General features: G+C 70.1%; 13 protein-coding genes. 5 read left to right on the top strand and 8 right to left on the bottom strand.

What is annotated here, in order from left to right; genetic code table 11:
* Positions 1 to 6 precede the first annotated feature (6 nt).
* Entirely contained in the window at positions 7 to 432 is a 426-nt protein-coding gene (locus tag IM697_RS29270) for a MarR family winged helix-turn-helix transcriptional regulator (protein WP_194039091.1), read from the bottom strand.
* A 203-nt stretch (positions 433 to 635) separates the two neighbouring features.
* Between IM697_RS29270 and IM697_RS29265 the strand changes: the two genes are divergently transcribed.
* Genes IM697_RS29265 through IM697_RS29250 form a run of 4 tightly spaced genes read left to right on the top strand, consistent with a single transcriptional unit; the run spans position 636 to position 4405 of the window.
* The gene (locus IM697_RS29265) at positions 636 to 1553 is read left to right on the top strand and encodes an SDR family NAD(P)-dependent oxidoreductase (RefSeq protein ID WP_322734531.1); all 918 of its coding nucleotides are present in this window, start codon (positions 636 to 638) and stop codon (positions 1551 to 1553) included.
* Positions 1553 to 2428 carry an amidohydrolase family protein gene (locus IM697_RS29260; protein WP_194039090.1) on the top strand — a complete coding sequence of 292 codons (876 nt, stop codon included), beginning with the start codon at positions 1553 to 1555 and terminating at the stop codon, positions 2426 to 2428. The genes IM697_RS29265 and IM697_RS29260 overlap by 1 nt, the downstream gene beginning before the upstream one ends.
* 10 nt (positions 2429 to 2438) lie before the next feature.
* Positions 2439 to 3941: an o-succinylbenzoate--CoA ligase gene (gene menE, locus IM697_RS29255; protein ID WP_194039089.1), complete on the top strand. Its 1503-nt coding sequence runs from the start codon at positions 2439 to 2441 to the stop codon at positions 3939 to 3941.
* 8 nt (positions 3942 to 3949) lie between these two features.
* The gene (locus tag IM697_RS29250) at positions 3950 to 4405 is read left to right on the top strand and encodes a MaoC family dehydratase (protein ID WP_194039088.1); all 456 of its coding nucleotides are present in this window, start codon (positions 3950 to 3952) and stop codon (positions 4403 to 4405) included.
* A 3-nt stretch (positions 4406 to 4408) separates the two neighbouring features.
* Here IM697_RS29250 and IM697_RS29245 read toward each other — a convergent pair whose 3' ends face one another.
* Positions 4409 to 5251, bottom strand: a complete 843-nt coding sequence (locus IM697_RS29245; protein ID WP_194039087.1) for a hypothetical protein — start codon at positions 5249 to 5251, stop codon at positions 4409 to 4411.
* Entirely contained in the window at positions 5251 to 6918 is a 1668-nt protein-coding gene (locus IM697_RS29240) for a PHP domain-containing protein (protein WP_194039086.1), read from the bottom strand. Before IM697_RS29240 ends, IM697_RS29245 begins: the two co-directional genes overlap by 1 nt.
* Positions 6919 to 7119: 201 nt before the next feature.
* Here IM697_RS29240 and IM697_RS29235 point away from each other — a divergent pair, with 201 nt between their 5' ends.
* Positions 7120 to 8781: a transposase gene (locus tag IM697_RS29235; protein WP_194039085.1), complete on the top strand. Its 1662-nt coding sequence runs from the start codon at positions 7120 to 7122 to the stop codon at positions 8779 to 8781.
* A 6-nt stretch (positions 8782 to 8787) separates the two neighbouring features.
* Here the strand turns inward: IM697_RS29235 and IM697_RS29230 are convergent, their stop codons facing one another.
* The 5 genes from IM697_RS29230 to IM697_RS29210 are packed head-to-tail and all read right to left on the bottom strand — an operon-like array spanning position 8788 to position 16660.
* Positions 8788 to 10611 carry a LamG-like jellyroll fold domain-containing protein gene (locus IM697_RS29230; protein WP_194039084.1) on the bottom strand — a complete coding sequence of 608 codons (1824 nt, stop codon included), beginning with the start codon at positions 10609 to 10611 and terminating at the stop codon, positions 8788 to 8790.
* A 33-nt stretch (positions 10612 to 10644) separates the two neighbouring features.
* Positions 10645 to 13566: a glycoside hydrolase family 2 TIM barrel-domain containing protein gene (locus IM697_RS29225; RefSeq protein WP_194039083.1), complete on the bottom strand. Its 2922-nt coding sequence runs from the start codon at positions 13564 to 13566 to the stop codon at positions 10645 to 10647.
* Positions 13563 to 14402, bottom strand: coding sequence for a carbohydrate ABC transporter permease (locus IM697_RS29220; protein ID WP_194039082.1), 840 nt, complete (start codon positions 14400 to 14402; stop codon positions 13563 to 13565). Before IM697_RS29220 ends, IM697_RS29225 begins: the two co-directional genes overlap by 4 nt.
* A gap of 12 nt (positions 14403 to 14414) precedes the next feature.
* On the bottom strand, positions 14415 to 15374 hold the full coding sequence (locus IM697_RS29215) for a carbohydrate ABC transporter permease (RefSeq protein WP_194039081.1): 960 nt from the start codon (positions 15372 to 15374) through the stop codon (positions 14415 to 14417).
* Complete coding sequence (locus tag IM697_RS29210) at positions 15374 to 16660, bottom strand: extracellular solute-binding protein (protein WP_194039080.1); 1287 nt, start codon at positions 16658 to 16660, stop codon at positions 15374 to 15376. The genes IM697_RS29215 and IM697_RS29210 overlap by 1 nt, the downstream gene beginning before the upstream one ends.
* Between the last annotated feature and the right edge of the window lie 4 nt (positions 16661 to 16664).

Below are 16664 nucleotides of genomic sequence, written 5' to 3'. Positions count from 1 at the left end.
ATCCCGTCACCCCAGTCCGGATTCGGCGACTTTCTGGAGCAGCGTGTGCAGCTGCTCGCGCTCGGCGGCGTCGAGGGGCTGGACCAGCTCGTTGGTGACGCGCTGCCCGGCCTCGTCGGTGTCCCGCAGGAAGGCACGGCCGTCGTCGGTCAGGACGACGATCCGGCTGCGGCGGTCGTCGGGGGAGGGGCGCCGCTCGGCGAAGCCCAGCTTCTCCAGGTCGTCGACCAGGCCGACGATCGCACTCGGGTCGTAGCCGAGCGAGGCGCTCAGCTCGCGCTGGAGGGCGCCCGGGGTGGTGGTGAGGAACCGCAGCAGCGCGTAGTGGCGCAGGCGCAGGCCCGACTCCTGGAGGAAGGTGTTGAAGAGTTGGCCGGAGCGCAGGCCGAGCCGGTACAGCAGATAGCCCGTGTCCGCGTGCAGTCCCCGCATCCACGGCTCGTCCGCGTCGATCGGGTTCGGGTTCGTGACGTGCTGGCGTGTGATGGCGGGCTCCCTGATCTCGGTCCCTGGGGTCGGTACGACATGCAGATTCCAGCATGACGCACTCGAAGGCCACCAACAACTATTGACGTCACCAATTATTGCTCTTAACTTCGATCTCGAAGTCGCCCGCCATGTGAAGGGATCCGCCCGTGTCCAGCATCGATCTCACCGGCAAGGCCGCCGTCGTCACCGGCAGCGGCCGGGGCCTCGGCCTCGCCTACGCCCACGCCCTGGCCGCCCACGGGGCCCGCGTGGTCGTCAACGACATCGACGAGGCCGTGGCGGAGGCGGCCGTGAAGTCCATCACCGAGGCGGGCGGCACCGCCGTCGCCGAGGTCGTCCCGGTCGGCACCACCGAGGCCGCGGACCGGCTCGTGAACCGCGCGGTCGAGGAGTTCGGGCGGCTCGACATCCTGGTCACCAACGCGGGCATCCTGCGCGACAGGGTGCTGTGGAAGATGACCGACGACGACTTCGACGCGGTGATCACCACCCACCTCAAGGGCACCTTCACCTGCGCCCGCGCCGCCGCCGTCCGCATGCGCGAGCAGGGCGAGGGCGGCAGCCTCATCCTGGTCGGCTCCCCAGCCGGACAGCGCGGCAACTTCGGGCAGACCAACTACTCCGCCGCCAAGGCGGGCATCGCCGCCATGGCCCGCACCTGGTCGATGGAGCTGGGCCGCGCGGGCATCACCGTCAACGCGATCGTGCCGGTCGCCGCGACCGCGATGACCGAGACCATCCCCGCCTTCGCGCCCTACATCGAGGCGATGAAGAACGGCGAGCCGCTGCCGGACTTCCTGCGCAAGGGCGAGGGCTTCGGCACCCCCGAGGACTGCGCCGCCCTCGTCCCCTTCCTGGCCTCCGAGGCGGCCCGGGGCGTGACCGGACAGTGCATCGGCATCGGCGGCGACAAGGTGGCACTCTGGTCGCATCCGCAGGAGATCGCGGCCGCGTTCGCGGACGGCGGCTGGAGCCCGGCGACCCTGGCCGACGTCTGGCCCACCTCGGTCGGCGCCGAACTCCAGTCGGTCGGCGTCCCGGCGCCCAAGTTCCCGGAGGCGTGATGGATCTCGACGAACTGGTCGCGATCGACGTCCACACCCATGCGGAGGTCTCCTCCAAGGGCCACTCCTCCCTGGACGACGACCTGCACGACGCCTCCTCCGCCTACTTCAAGGTCGAGGGCAAGCGGAAGCCGACCCTTCAGGAGACGGCCGCCTACTACCGCGAGCGGAAGATGGCCGCCGTGATCTTCACGGTCGACGCCGAGTCCGCCACGGGCACCCCGCCGGTCCCGAACGAGGAGGTCGCCGAGGCGGCCGCCGCCAACGCGGACGTGCTGATCCCGTTCGCCTCCATCGACCCCTTCCGCGGAAAGGCGGGCGTGCGGCAGGCCCGTCGCCTGGTCGAGGAGTACGGGGTGCGGGGCTTCAAGTTCCACCCCAGCATCCAGGGCTTCTTCCCCAACGACCGCTCGGTGGCGTACGACCTCTACGAGGTGATCGAGGAGACGGGCACCATCGCCCTGTTCCACACCGGCCAGACCGGCATCGGAGCGGGAGTGCCCGGCGGGGGCGGCATCCGCCTGAAGTACTCCAACCCCCTGCACGTGGACGACGTGGCGGCCGACTTCCCGCATCTGAAGATCATCCTGGCGCATCCGTCCTTCCCCTGGCAGGACGAGGCCCTGGCGGTGGCGACCCACAAGCCGGGCGTCCACATCGACCTGTCCGGCTGGTCGCCCAAGTACTTCCCGCCCCAGCTGGTGCAGTACGCGAACACCCTGCTGAAGGACAAGGTCCTCTTCGGCTCCGACTTCCCCGTCCTCACCCCCGACCGCTGGCTCGCCGACTTCGCCAAGCTGTCGATCAAGGACGAGGTCCGGCCGAAGATCCTCAAGGAGAACGCCGCCCGGCTGCTCGGGCTGACGAAACCGTAAGGGGCGTGACATGCGCAACGAGGGACTGGGGTCATGGCCCGCACGCCGGGCCCGCAAGACCCCGCACCGCACGGCCCTGATCCACGGCGGCCAGTCCACGGACTACGCCACCCTGCACCTGCGCACGACCCGACTCGCCCACGCCCTGCGCGAGCGGGGTGTCCGGCGCGGCGACCGCATCGCCTACCTCGGCCCGAACCACCCCTCCTACCTGGAGACCCTGTTCGCGGCCGGCACGCTCGGCGCGGTCTTCGTGCCCCTCAACACCCGCCTGGCCGGCCCCGAGATCGCCTACCAGCTCGCCGACTCCGGGGCCAAGGCCCTGGTCTACGCCCCGTCTCATGCCGGACTGGTCGCGGGACTCCCCGGCGGCACCGACGTCCGTACCTACGTCGAAGTCGGCCCCGAATACGAGGCGGCACTCGCCTCGGCCTCCCCGGAGCCCATCGACACCCCGGTCACCCCGGACGACACCTGCATCATCATGTACACCTCGGGGACGACCGGCCGCCCCAAGGGCGCGATGCTCACCCACGGCAACATCATCTGGAACGCCCTCAACGTCCTCGTCGACATCGACCTCATCGCCGACGAACGCGCCCTGGTCTCCGCCCCGTTGTTCCACACGGCGGGACTGAACATGCTGACCCTGCCGGTACTGCTCAAGGGCGGTACCTGCGTCCTGGTCGAGGCCTTCGACCCGGACGCCACCTTCGACCTGATCGAAGGCCACCGGATCACCTTCATGTTCGGCGTGCCGACCATGTTCGACCAGATCGCCCGCCACCCCCGCTGGCCGAACGCGGACCTGTCGTCCCTGCGCATCCTGACCTGCGGCGGCTCCCCGGTCCCGACACCGCTGATCGCCGCCTACCAGAAGCGCGGCCTGACCTTCCTCCAGGGCTACGGCATGACGGAGGCCGCCCCGGGGACGCTGTTCCTGGACGCCGAGCACGCGGTCAGCAAGGCCGGTTCGGCGGGCGTACCGCACTTCTTCAGCGATGTCCGCGTCGTACGGCCGGACCTCACCCCCGTCGACGTCGGCGAGAACGGCGAGGTCGTGGTCAGCGGCCCGCATGTGATGCCCGGCTACTGGGGGCTGCCCGAGGAGACCGCCGCCTCCTTCGCGGACGGCTGGTTCCGCAGCGGGGACGCGGCCCGCGTCGACGAGGACGGCTATGTCTTCATCGTCGACCGCATCAAGGACATGATCATCTCCGGTGGCGAGAACATCTACCCCGCCGAGATCGAGGACCTCCTCCTCGCCCACCCCGACATCGTCGAGTGCGCGGTGATCGGGGTGCCCGACGACAAGTGGGGCGAGGTGCCGCGCGCGGTCGTCGTCCCCCGCGAGGGAACCAGCCCCGACCCGGACGAGATCCTCGCGTCCCTCTCCGGCCGGCTCGCCAAGTACAAGATCCCGAAGTCGGTGGTCCTCGCGGACGAACTCCCGCGCACCGCCTCCGGGAAGCTCCTCAAGTCCCGTGTCCGCACCCGGTACGGCAACAGTTAAGGAACCGCATGAGCATCACCGTGAACGGCCTCGACGAACTGAAGAAGCTGGCCGGCAGCGACCTCGGCGCCAGTGAGTGGATCGAGGTCACCCAGGAGCGCATCAACACCTTCGCCGACGCCACGGGCGACCACCAGTGGATCCACGTGGACCCCGAGAAGGCCGCCGAGGGACCCTTCGGCGCCCCCATCGCCCACGGCTACCTCACCCTCTCCCTCTTCATCCCCCTGTTCACCGAGCTGCTCGACGTCCAGGGCGTCACCACGAAGGTCAACTACGGCCTGAACAAGGTGCGTTTCCCCTCGCCCGTCAAGGTCGGCTCCCGTATCCGCCTGGTCGGAAGGCTCGCGGAGGTCGAGGAGGTGCCGGGCGGGGTGCAGATCACCGTCGACGGCACGATAGAGATCGACGGCGGCGGGAAGCCCGCCGCCGTCCTGCAGAGCCTGTCGCGGTTCTACGCCTGACGCTCAGCCCTGTTTGTACGAGTACACGGCGGTCGCCACCGCGCACACCCCGGGCGGGATCATCTCCGCCCGCAGGGTGCCGCTGTTCACGTCGTAGTCGACGCCCTCCGTCTCGAAGGTGCCCGTGCACACGCTGCGCTGCGGCAGCGCGAACAGGCTCGTGACCGAACCGGTGATCGGCCCGCCGTCCACCTTGCGCGGCAGGTCGACCTGGAGGAGCGGGCGGATCTCGGGGAACAGCGTCCCCGTGGCGTCGTTCGAGGCGCACACCAGGCGGGTGTCCGTCACGAAGTCGCAGCCCTGGATGTCGCGCACCGGCTTGTCCAGGGTGATCTGCCAGGCCTCCTTCAGGTCACCGCCCGCCTGCGGGGTGGACGGGTTGAGCAGGGGGGCGGGGAAGACCTGGAGTCTTCGCTGCTCCCCCCACTCGCCCGACACCAGCCACTGCCCGTCGGGCGAGACGGTGGCGAAGGAGTTGTTCAGCTTCTCGCCCGGGTTGAGTCGATGGACGTACTCGTAGCGCTTCCCGGCCGGCGTCGTCACCGCGAACATCTTCGACGTGGCCGTGTCCGGGCCCTGGTAGGCGTCGAAGGTGTGGCCGCGGGCGACGTCCGGGTCGCCGATGTGGTTCCAGCCCTTGACGCGCAGGTCCAGCGGGATGGAGACGAGCCCGCGGTACAGCAGGCTGCCGTCCGCGCGGCTCGCCAGGCCCTGCCCGCCGCCCAGCGTGTCCGTGAACGCCCTGCCGGTCTCGACCCACTGCGGGTCACCGGCGGCGGACGCCGTGCCCGCGCCGAGCGCGAGCGCACCCGTTAAGCAAGCCAGAGTGAGGAGATGACGCTTCATCAGGCTCCTGCCACGTCGACGAATATGGGGTTCGAATAGAACCACGTATCCGCCCACGGGTCACCGTTCCCGGGCTCGTGCGGGATCGGGCCGTGCGGGTCGACCGAGGCGCCGAGGTAGCCCGCGCCGTTGCGGTTGCCGTCGCTGCCGCGCAGCCGGACGTAGAAGGACTCGCCGCCCGCGGTCAGCGGGATGCGCAGGGTGTACGTCCCCTTGCGGCCGGAGACGTCCTTCGTCGCCGCCACCCTGGTGCCGGGCGCCTGCCACGCGTCCCGGTCGGTCACCGGTCCGCGCACCGCGCCCCGGATGACGTCCACATGCGCCAACTCCGGCAGAATCCCCTGGGAGTTGGGGCGGGAGGCCGTCGTCACCGTCACCTGCAGCGTGAGCTTCTCGCCCTTGCGGACCCGCAGCCGGCCGCCCAGCGTGACGCCCCGGCCGTGGTCGCAGTCCCGCTTCAGGCGCACGTCGAGGCCGTCCAGCAGATGCCCGTGGTCCAGCCAGACCCGGCCCGCGCGCAGGCCCGCCATCACCGCGCGGTAGCCGTAGCGGGTGACGCCGACGTGGGTACGGCTGAACTGGCCCGGCCAGAAGTCGCTGCCCGGCTGCGGGGTGTCGGTGTTCACCGGGTCGGGGAGCCTGCCCGTGTTGTCGAAGTTCTGGCCCGCCGGCCAGTCGCCGTTCTTCCAGGTGTCGAAGACGATGCGGTGGGCGTCGGAGTTCGTGGTGATCGAGAACAGCCTGCCCTCGGCCAGCATCGAGTCCCACAGACCGCCCACCGTCGCGGTCGCCCAGTCGAAGCCGCCGTAGGTCAGGTACGCCTCCGCCGGGTAGCCGGGCCAGGACTGGTTCGACGGCTTGTTCTCGTACTCGCCGCGGATCGACGTCGCACCGCGCCAGCCGGGGATCGCCGCGCCCTGGGCGCCGGGCGCGCCCTCCATGCCGATCATGATCTCGGGGGCCGCGTCGCGCCAATCGCGCATCTCGTGCGGGGAGTCGATGCCGAGGCGCAGCGGGTGGTTGGCGAGGACCAGGACGTCGTCCACCCGGCCCGTGCGGCGCTGCTCGGCCAGCCACTGGATCGCCTTGACCGCGTGGGCCTCGTTGCGGGCGGTGTCCGCGTCGGCGGGGCCGCCCTTGTCGTAGCCGAGGAGCTTGCCGTCGTAGGCGCTCTCGAACTCGGTGAGCAGATCCACCTCGTGGCGGCCGGGCGCGGCGAAGACCGTGCAGTGCTCGGCGGCCGGGATGTACCACTCCAGGCCCTGGAAGATCAGCTGGCGCGGGTTCTCGGCACGCGCCTTGAGGATCTCCCGGTGCTCCAGCGGCGCGCCGTACTTGGCGTGCCCGAAGTTGGAGTGCTCGGTGAACACCATCCAGTCCAGGCCGTACTCGGCGCCCGCCGCGGCCAGTTGGGAGAACGTGTACTTCGCGTCGTGGCTGTAGACGGTGTGGATGTGGTGGTCGCCCACGAGGTAGGCGAGCCGCGGGTCGTCGCCGCCCGGACGCCGGTCGGACGCGGCCGCCGGCACGGCCGCGGAGCCCAGCGCGAACGCGGCGCCGAACAGGCCCGCGCGGCGCAGGAGCCCGCGTCTGGAGACGCCCTGCGGATCGAGGTCGGCGGGGGAGACGGAGGGATCGGCCCAGGTGGGCAACTGCTGCTCGGTCATGGTGGTCCTCGGCAGGGGTTGTGAACAGGTGGAGATTGACGGCACTTGAGCGCGTTCTCGTGCGTATGAGTGAGTCCCCGGGTGGTGGCAGGCGCACATTCTCGGGTGGGGAACGGGAGTTCTCGCGTCGAATGCGTGACCTTCGCCGGTGGTGGTCGTTGGGTGGGGTGACGGATTTCTGTGGGAGCGGGGGTGGCGGGGGTGGGTGGACTGCGGGAGGTGGCGGCGCCGTTCGTGGTGCCCGGCCCCTCGGGAGTCGCGATCCGTACCCGGCTCAAGCACCTGACCGCCGACGATGAGACGGTGCTTCGCCTGGTCGCCGACCACCTTGGTTCGCTCGCCTCCCGTGATCTGAAGGCACGGTGCGCGGCCGGACTGGAGCACGACCGTGAGCAGTGGGCCGAGCGCAAGCGCACGCTCACCCAGGAGTCCTCCTCCCGCTGGGCGGGCAGCATCACCAAGGCCACCCACGATCAGTGGGCGCTGGCCCGGCGCGGCCAACTGGCGTACATCCAGAGCCTTCAGGCCGGGATCGAGACGATCACGCACCGGCTGTCCCGGCCTGTGGGTGAGGAGGGCACCAAGCAGGCGCCGGGCGGCTACCGCAGCAGGCGGGAGTGGTTCGCCAAGTCTCGCCGCCTGCGCGTGCTCGAAGACCGGCTTCAGGCGGTCCGGGCGAACCGTGAGGCCGGGGTCGTGTGCGTGGTGCGCGGCGGGAAACGGCTGCTGAACACCCGCCACCACCTGGAGCAGGCCCAGCTCACCGAGGCTGAGTGGCGTGCCCGGTGGGAGGCCGGGCGCCGGTTCCTGCAGGCCGACGGCGAGTCCGGCAAGCCGTTCGGCAACGAGACCATCCGCGTCACACGTGACGGCGAGGTTTCCCTCAAGCTCCCCGCGCCCCTGGCACACCTGGCGAACACCCCGCACGGCCGCTACGTGCTCACCGCCCCTGTGGCGTTCGCGTACCGGGGTGAGCAGTGGGCCGACCGCGTTACCGCCAACCGGGCCGTGGCTTACCGCATCCATGAAGACGTAGGCCGGGGCCGCTGGTATCTGACGGCGTCCTGGACGATTCCCCCGGTCCAGACGGTGCCGCTGGCGGCGGCCCGCGCGCACGGCCTGATCGGCGTCGACACCAACGCCGACCACCTGGCCGCCTGGCGCCTCGACAACCACGGCAACCCGGTCGGTGAACCGCTCCGGTTCGGCTACGACCTGTCCGGCACCGCCCAGCACCGCGACGCCCAAGTCCGCCACGCCCTGATCCGCCTGCTGCACTGGGCCGAACGCCAAGGCCTCGCGATCGCGATCGAGGACCTCGACTTCGCAACGGAGAAGACCCGCGAGAAGCACGGCCGCCGCAAACGCTTCCGCAACCTCATCTCCGGCATGCCCACCTCCAGACTGCGCGTCCGGCTCGTGTCCATGGCGGCCGAACTCGGCATCCCCCTCGTCGCCGTCGACCCGGCCTACACCAGCCGCTGGGGCGCCCAGCACTGGCAAAAACCCCTCACCACCACAACTAGGAAGACCACCCGCCACGACGCGGCCGCCGTGGCGATCGGAAGACGCGCCCTGGGACACCCGATCCGGATGGGGGCACCTCCCAGGCCCTTTAGGCACTGGGGGAGGACGGCACCGCCCCCACACGACCGGAGCGATCGTGTGGGGCATCGGACCGCCCAGGCCCGACCGGGCACCCTGGGGCGTGAGGGAAACCGCCCCCGCATCCCCGGACCACGGACACGATCCGTGCGCGCCGGGGGCGGAGCGAACGCGGTGGACCAGAACGCCCAACACCGTTCGGGGCGTTCGGCTGAGCATGGGTTCTGGCACCAGGACTCGCTCCCGCTCAGTCTTTAGGAACGGTCAGTGAGTCATGAAGGACGTGACGGGCAGCGCCCGTTCGACGACACGGACGTCGCCGAGGCGGCCGTACAGGATCTGGTCGATTTCGCCGCCGTACTCGTAGCCGCCCAGGAGCCAGGGCAGGCCCACGGAGGTGATGCCGACCGAGCGCGCCCGCGGATTGCGGACGACCGGGCAGCCCTCGACGTACATCGTGGTGTGCTCGCCGTCGTTGACGACGGCCAGGTGCCACCAGGTCTCCAGTGGGGTCTCCTGGCCCCAGTTGGTGGCGATGCCCTCCTGGTTGAGCGGGCGCATCGCCCACTGCGGCTCGCGGTCGTTCGACAGGGAGAGGGTGGCGAGCGGCTCGTCGGGATCGTCGGCGCCCTTGCCGGCGGCGCCGCCCGTGCCCGTCCGGCTCACCAGGCCCGACCAGGCGTTGTGGGACGGGTCCCAGTCGCCGGGGAGGCGGTAGAACGCCTCGATGGTGTAGCCGTCGTGGAAGGTGGCGGAGTTGAGCGGCGCGCCGTCGACCGTACGCAGATACGCGCCCTTCAGCGGGGACTTGAAGCCCTGGAACTCCAGGCTGCCGTGGCCGGGCTGGTCGGGGTGGTGGTCGGCGGACCAGCCGATCCGGCCGCCGCCCACGGTGACGAGCGTGAGGTCGTTGCCGCGCCCGGACAGGTCACGGACGCCGCCCTCCACCGGCTTGTCGAAGCGCCAGTACGCCGCCGTGCCCGGGATCAGCAGCCGCGACACGGGGCGTGCCGGGCGTGCGGGCACCGGGGCGAATCCGGCGAAGCGTTCGGCGAAGTCGATCTCGACGCTGAACCGGTCGGCGTCACCGCTGAGTTCGATCTCCTGCCGCTCCAGCGCGTTGAGGCCCTTGGCGGCCCGGCCGAGGATCCACGGCGAGACCGTCTCCACGTCGATGACGTCGCGGTCGAGGTCGAAGCGGTACAGACGGATCATCGCCGCGCCGCCGAAGTAGCGGTTCTGGTAGTTCGTCAGATGCAGATGGACGTCGTTGCCCGCCGCGTTCTTGCGGGTCGCCCGGCCGGCGGGCCAGTAGTGCCCGTTGAGGGTCAGGAAGATCTGGTCGTGGTCCTCGATCAGCCGGTCCCACAGCTGCTGCCCGTACGCCGACAGGGAGTCGTCCTCGACGACCAGCTCGTGGGTGGTGAGGATGACCGGCGTCCTCGGGTGCCGGGCGAGGACGTCCTTCGCCCACGCGTAGCCCTGCGCCGACAGCCGCCAGTCCAGCGCGAGCACCATCCACTCACGGCCGGCGGCCCTGAAGAGGTGGAAGCTGTTGTAGCCGTCGGGGGAGGCGCCCCCGAAGGTCCTCTTCCCCTGGAACCGCTGCGGTCCGAAGGCGTCGAGGTACGGCGTCGCACCGCGCTGGTCGTCCGTCGACGACTTCACGTCGTGGTTGCCGGCCAGGACGCTGTAGCCCACGCCCCGCCGGTCCAGGAGCCGGAACGCCTCGCTGATCGCGGCGACTTCGGGCCGGCTGCCGTTCTGCGTGAGGTCGCCGAGATGGGACAGGAAGACGATGTTCTCCTCGCGGCCGTGCTCCAGCAGATAGCGCAGGGACGCCTCCACCGGCGCCTTGTCGATGCTCGGCCCGTCGAAGAGGTACTGGGTGTCGGGCATCACGGCGAGCGTGAAGCGACGGCTGTCGGGGTCCGGCCGCCAGTCGGCGGGCGCGGCCTCGGCGACCGCGGGGACGGCGACCGAGGCCGTCGCGGCGGCGCCGATCAGCGCCGTGGCCCTGAGGAAACTACGTCTTCCGGCGGCGGCCTGGGCGGCCTCGCCCTGGTCGTGCGCATGCGAAGTACACATGTCTGCTCCATGAAGAGAGGGAGAGGAGGGGAGTCAGAGGACGCGCAGGGTCCAGCTCCAGCGGTGGAGACCCGGTGCGACGCGGTACGAGGGGAAGGTGTCGGGGCCGCACGACGCCGTGCCGAGACCGCGGTGCGCCGCGTCGATGTGGACCACACAGCCGGGGCGCGGCACCAGTTCGTCGTGGTGTGCGGCGGCGGTCAGGTCCTCGGCCCGGTAGCGGGTGACGGAGACCTGGCGCGGCTCGTCCAGCGCCACCGCGAGACCGGTGGCGTCCGGCGCGGACAGCGTGAACCGCCGTACGCCGTGCCGGCCGCCGCTCTCCTGTGGCCGCAGATAAGGCGTGAACAACGCGTCGACGGGTACGGAGTGATGGCCGACGGGCGCGCCCGCGCCGCGGTCGGGATACGACTCCCAGGGCCCCTGCCCGAACCACTCCAGCAGGTCGAGCCCGGTGACCGTCTCGAAGACCGTGCCGACCCGCGCCACGTCGTCGAACGCCTCCGGCAGCTCCGCCTCCTCGTCGACCCGGACGCCGCCCTCGACGGGCGTCAGCACCTGCCGGTGCCGTACGACGCCGGTCGTGCCCGCGTACTCGGCCTCCACCGCCACGCGCCCGGCGTCCTCACGCACCGACACGACCTTGCGCACCAGCGCGTCGAGCCCCCAGCTCCGCCAGCGCCGCGCCATGCCGCCCAACTCGTCGTTGTCGGTGGGCGCCCGCCACAGCGAGAGCGTCGGCGCGGCCGTCAGCAGCGGATGGACGAGGAGACCCTCGCCGTCGATCTCGATCTGCCGTTCCACGGGAGCGTCCTCGACCGGAGCCGGCCCGCGCAGTCGCACCTGCGGCACGCACACCTCGGTGCCGCGCGGCGCCCACGGCTGGTCCTCGGCCACGGTGACCCGCAGCGTCAGCCAGGCCTCGCCGCCGTCGCGCGGCACCTCGAAGGGCAGCGGTACGGCCGCCGTCTCGCCGGGGCACAGGCTCGGCAGCTCGGCCGGCGCGGTCAGCGTCGTGCCGTCGGCGAGGTCCAGCCGCCACTCGCCCGCCAGCCAGTCCAGGCCGCGGAAGTGCTGGTGGTTGCCGAGCACGATGCCCTCGTGCCGGTAGCACTCGATGCGCAGCGGCGCCGCGATCTCGCGGTGCTCGTACAGCGCGGGCTTGGGCGTGCGGTCGGGAAACACCACGCCGTCCGCGATGAAGGCGCCGTCGTGGATCGTCTCGCCGAAGTCGCCGCCGTACGCCCAGCGGTACCCGGGCGCGGCGACACCGTTGTCGTAGAGCCCGGCGCCCCCACGCCCGGCCGGTCTTCCGTCGCTCACGCGCTGAAGAATTCCGTGGTCCCAGAACTCCCAGATGAAGCCGCCCTGAAGACCCGGGGTGGACTCGATGGCCGCCCAGTGGTCGGCCAGCGTGCCGTTGCTGTTGCCCATGGCGTGCGAGTACTCGCACTGGATGAGCGGCTTGGTCTGCTCGCCGGACAGCGCGTGCGCGACACAGTCCTCCAGCGGCGCGTACATCGGGCACGCGATGTCGGAGGCGGTGTCCGGGTCGGCCCAGCCGAGCTTGGCCGCGCCCTCGTACTGGATCGGCCGCGTCGGATCGTGCCGGCGCACCCAGCCCGCCGCCGCGTCGTGGTTCGCGCCGTAGTCGGACTCGTTGCCGAGCGACCAGACGATGACCGAGGGATGGTTCTTGTCGCGCAGCACCATGCGCGAGATGCGGTCCACGAAGGCGTTCAGATAGCGCGGGTCGTCGGCGATCTCGTGGGCGTGGTCGTGGGACTCGATGTCCGCCTCGTCCACGACGTAGAAGCCGAGTTCGTCGGCGAGGTCGTACAGCGCCGGGTCGCCCGGGTAGTGGGAGGTGCGGATCGCGTTGAAGCCGAAGCGCTTGAGCAGGACGAGGTCCGCGCGCATGTCGTCGTACGACACCGTCCGCCCGGTCAGCGGGTGGAAGTCGTGCCGGTTCACGCCCCGGATGAACACCCGCTCCCCGTTGACCAGCAGGTCCCGGCCGACGATCTCGACGTCCCGGAAGCCGATGCGCTGCCGGGAGGTGTCGGCGACCGTGCCGTCGGCGCGGTGCAGCCGGACGGTGAGGTCGTACAGCTCGGGCGTCTCCGCGTTCCAGGTGCGCACCTCGGGCACGGTCGCCAGCAGCCGGGCCTCGCCGAGGAAGTCGGAGACACGCGCGTCCGCGACGTTGGCGCGGTCGAACTCCGCGTCCCACGTGAGCGGCTGCCCGTCCAGGTCGCCGGTGAGGTACCACCCCTCGGGCAGTGCACCGCCCGCGTCCCGCACCCGGCAGTCGACACGCAGTTCGCCGCTGTACGGCGCCCGCACGGTCACGTCGGCCAGGTGCAGCGGATCCGTCGCGTACAGCAGCACCGAGCGGGTGATCCCGCCGTGCCACCACTGGTCCTGGTCCTCGATGTGCGAGGCGTCCGACCACTTCACCACGGTCAGCCGTACGGTGGCCGGCTTCCCGGCGCGCACGAATCCCGTCAGGTCGAACTCGGCGGCCAGGTGAGAGTCCTTGGAGATGCCGGCCGGCCGCCCGTCCACGTGCACCAGCAGCACGCTCTCGGCGGCCCCGACCTGGAGCACGATCCGGCGTCCGGCCCAGTCGGCCGGGACGTCCACCGCACGCTCGTACACACCCGTCGGATTGGCGGCGGGCGCGTGCGGCGGGACGTCGGCGAACGGCATCCGGACGTTCGTGTACTGCGGCAGATCGTCCGTGCCTTGCATGGTCCATACGCCGGGGACGTACGCCGTCGACCAGGCACCGTCGACCGGCGCGTGCGGAGCCGGCAGCAACTTAAAGCGCCAGTCGCCGTCCAGGGGGAGTGCTCCGGGGCGCCGGTCGACGGCGTTCATGGGGAGCCGCCCCCAGGAGGTCACCTCGGGTGCCTCCCAGGGGCGCAGGGCGATCAACGGATCGCTCGTCATCCGCGCACGGCCCCCTTGGCGAGGTCGCCGATGATCTGGCGGGCGCCGATCGCGAAGACGATCAGCAGCGGGATGAGGGCGAGCACCGCGCCGGTCATCACCATGCCGTAGTCGGTGGTGCCGTGGGTCCCGTTGAGCTGGGACAGCGCGACCTGGAGGGTGACGTTGTCCGGGTTGGTCAGGGCGATCAGCGGCCAGGCGTAGTCGTTCCACTGGCCCATGAAGGTGAAGATGCCGAGGAAGGCGAGCCCGGGCCGCACGACCGGGAGCGCCACGTGCCAGTACTGGCGCATGAAGCCGGCACCGTCCAGCTTCGAGGCGTCGAGCAGCTCGTCGTGGATGGCGCTCCTCATGTACTGGCGCATCCAGAAGATGCCGAACGCGTTGGCCGCCGCCGGCACGATCAGCGCCGTCATCGAGCCGATCCAGCCGATCTTCGCCATGATCACGAACTGCGGGATGGCCGCCAGTTGAGCCGGCACCATGAAGATGAGCATCAGCAGCGCGAACAGCAGGTTCTTGCCGGGGAAGGCGAACTTCGCGAAGACGAAGGCCGCCAGCGAGTCGAAGAACAGGACCAGGAAGGTCACCGTCGTAGCGACCAGCAGCGAGTTCCACATCGACCCGAAGAAGTCGATGGTGTCGAGCAGGTTGCGGACGTTCTCCAGGAAGTGCGAGCCGGGCAGCAGCTTCGGCGGGTACGAGAAGATCTCCGACGACGTGTGCGTCGACATGATCACGGCCCAGTAGAACGGGAAGGCCGACAGCAGCAGGCCGATGATCAGGGACGCGTGCAGCGCTGTGCCCCGGCGTCCGGAGCCCTTGATGGATGCCATGTCGCGGCCTTCCTACTGTTCGCCCCGGCGCTGCACCAGGCGCCAGTTGATGATCGAGAAGAGGACGACGACCAGGAAGATGCCCCACGCCACGGCGGCGCCGTACCCGAAGTCGTTGTTGTCGAAGGTCTGCTGGAAGAAGTAGAGGACCATGGTCCGCCCGGCGTGGTCGGGCCCGCCCGAGAACGTCGACTCGTTGGCCGTGGTCTGCAGCAGCACCTGCGGCTCGGAGAAGCTCTGCAGGCCGGTGACCGTGGAGACGACGAGCACGAACAGCAGTGTCGGCCGCAGCAGGGGCAGGGTGACCCGGAAGAAGGTCTGCACGGGACCGGCGCCGTCGATGCGGGCCGCCTCGTACAGGTCGCCGGGGATGGTCTGGAGCCCGGCGAGGAAGATGATGGCGTTGTAGCCGGTCCACTGCCAGGTCATCAGGGTGGCGATGGCGACCTTGATGCCCCACGGGGTGTTCAGCCAGGCCACCTGGTCGAGTCCCACCGCCTGCAACAGCGCGTTCACCAGGCCGAAGTTGGTGGAGAAGATCGACCCGAAGACGATCGCGATGGCGACGACCGAGGTGACGTTCGGCAGGAAGTAGGCGAACCGGTAGGCGTTCTTGAAGCGGACCGCCGAGTTGAGCATCACGGCCGTCACCATCGCCAGGAAGATCATGGGGAAGGTGGCCAGCGCCCAGATGACAAGCGTGTTCCCGATCGACTGCCAGAAGTCGCTGTCGCTCACCAGGTACTGGTACTGCGACAGACCCGCCCACTCCATCGAGCCGAGGCCGTCCCAGCGGTGGAAGGACAGATAGAGCGAGAAGCCGACGGGGATCAGGCCGAAGGCGAGGAAGAGGAGGTAGAAGGGGGAGATCGCGGCGTAGAGGTGCCAGTACTTGCGCAGGCCCTTCTTGGGCCGCGTGGGAGTGGACGGTGCCACGACGGGCGGGGTCGGGGTCTGCTCGATGACGGCCATCAGAAGCTCACCCCCAGGTGCTTGGCGATCCGCCGGCACTTGCCCATGGCGTCCTCCCAGGCCTTCTTCGGATCCTTGCCGAGGACGCCGACGTTCTTGATCTCGTCCTTGATGGGCTGGCCCAACGCCACGTCGAACGGGCTGTTGTAGGCGACGACGATCTTCTGCGCAGCGGGCCCGAAGACGTCCATGGTGACCTGGCCGCCGAAGAACGGGTCCGGCTCCTGCAGCTTCTTCAAGCCGTACGAGGCGGGCGTGGACGGGAAGAGGCCCGCGTCGACGAAGCCCTGTGCCTGGTTGTCCGCGTTCAGCATCCAGGTGATGATCTCGAAGGCCCGCTCGGGCTCCCGGCACGCCTTGGTGATCGACAGGAACGAGCCGCCGTTGTTGGCGGGCCGTACGGGCATCTGGGCCACCCGCCATCTGCCCTTGGTCTTCGGCACCCCGGTCTTCAGGTCGCCGGTGGCCCAGGAGGCGCCGAGCTGGCTGGGCAGCTTGCCGCCTTCCATGGCCGACTGCTGGTCCGGGGTGCCGTTGACGATGCTGGAGACGATGCCCCGGCGCTTGGCCTCCACCGAGAGTGCCCAGGCGTTGCGTACGTGCTCACGGTCGCCGATGAAGTTGCGGTCCTTGTCGACGTATCGCTCGCTGCCCTGCTGCACCGCGTTCTCGAAGACGGCGTTGACGTCGGTGAGCAGATAGGTGCCCGGGATCCGCTTCTTGAGCTGCTCGCCCGCCGCGAAGAACTTCTCCCAGGTGTCGAGCTGCTCGGAGACGTCGTCGGGCTCGTACGGAAGTCCCGCCTTGCGGAACACCTCGTACTGGTAGATGTGCGCGACCGGCCCGCAGTCGATCGGGAAACCGATCATCGACCCGTCGTCGGCGATGCCCTGGTCCCACTTCCAGGCCAGGTACTGGCTCTTGTACTTCTCGGCGCCGAGCGTCCGCAGATCGATGAACTGGTCGGCGTTGGGCAGATAGGACGCCATGTCCTCGCCCTTGAGGCCCGCGATGTCGGGGATGTGGGCGTTGCCCGCCATCGTGGTGATCAGCTTCGAGCGGTAGTAGCCGCCGATCTGGATGGCGTCGAGGTCCACGGAGCGGTCGTAACGCGCCTTGGCGTCCTTGACGACCGTGTCGCTCAGACCGCCGCTCCAGTACCACAGGACCATGTTCCGGCCGGTCGAGCCGGTCGGAACGGCACAGCCGGACGCCAGGCCGCCGAGCGCCGTGGCGGCCGTACCGGCCAGGCCCGCGCGGAGCAGGCCTCTTCGTGAGAGCCGCACAGCT

This window comes from Streptomyces ferrugineus (genome assembly GCF_015160855.1).
GTDB classification, from domain to species: Bacteria; Actinomycetota; Actinomycetes; order Streptomycetales; family Streptomycetaceae; genus Streptomyces; species Streptomyces ferrugineus.
This window is presented reverse-complemented; position numbering and strand designations above follow the sequence as displayed.

Bases quoted from the DNA above. Each gene is read 5' to 3' on its own strand.
- menE (WP_194039089.1), top strand. From the start codon at position 2,439: ATGCGCAACGAGGGACTGGGGTCATGGCCCGCACGCCGGGCCCGCAAG.
- IM697_RS29215 (WP_194039081.1), bottom strand. From the start codon at position 15,374: ATGGCCGTCATCGAGCAGACCCCGACCCCGCCCGTCGTGGCACCGTCC.
- IM697_RS29250 (WP_194039088.1), top strand. From the start codon at position 3,950: ATGAGCATCACCGTGAACGGCCTCGACGAACTGAAGAAGCTGGCCGGC.
- IM697_RS29260 (WP_194039090.1), top strand. From the start codon at position 1,553: ATGGATCTCGACGAACTGGTCGCGATCGACGTCCACACCCATGCGGAG.
- IM697_RS29270 (WP_194039091.1), bottom strand. From the start codon at position 432: ATGCGGGGACTGCACGCGGACACGGGCTATCTGCTGTACCGGCTCGGC.
- IM697_RS29230 (WP_194039084.1), bottom strand. From the start codon at position 10,611: ATGTGTACTTCGCATGCGCACGACCAGGGCGAGGCCGCCCAGGCCGCC.
- IM697_RS29245 (WP_194039087.1), bottom strand. From the start codon at position 5,251: ATGAAGCGTCATCTCCTCACTCTGGCTTGCTTAACGGGTGCGCTCGCG.
- IM697_RS29220 (WP_194039082.1), bottom strand. From the start codon at position 14,402: ATGGCATCCATCAAGGGCTCCGGACGCCGGGGCACAGCGCTGCACGCG.
- IM697_RS29225 (WP_194039083.1), bottom strand. From the start codon at position 13,566: ATGACGAGCGATCCGTTGATCGCCCTGCGCCCCTGGGAGGCACCCGAG.
- IM697_RS29240 (WP_194039086.1), bottom strand. From the start codon at position 6,918: ATGACCGAGCAGCAGTTGCCCACCTGGGCCGATCCCTCCGTCTCCCCC.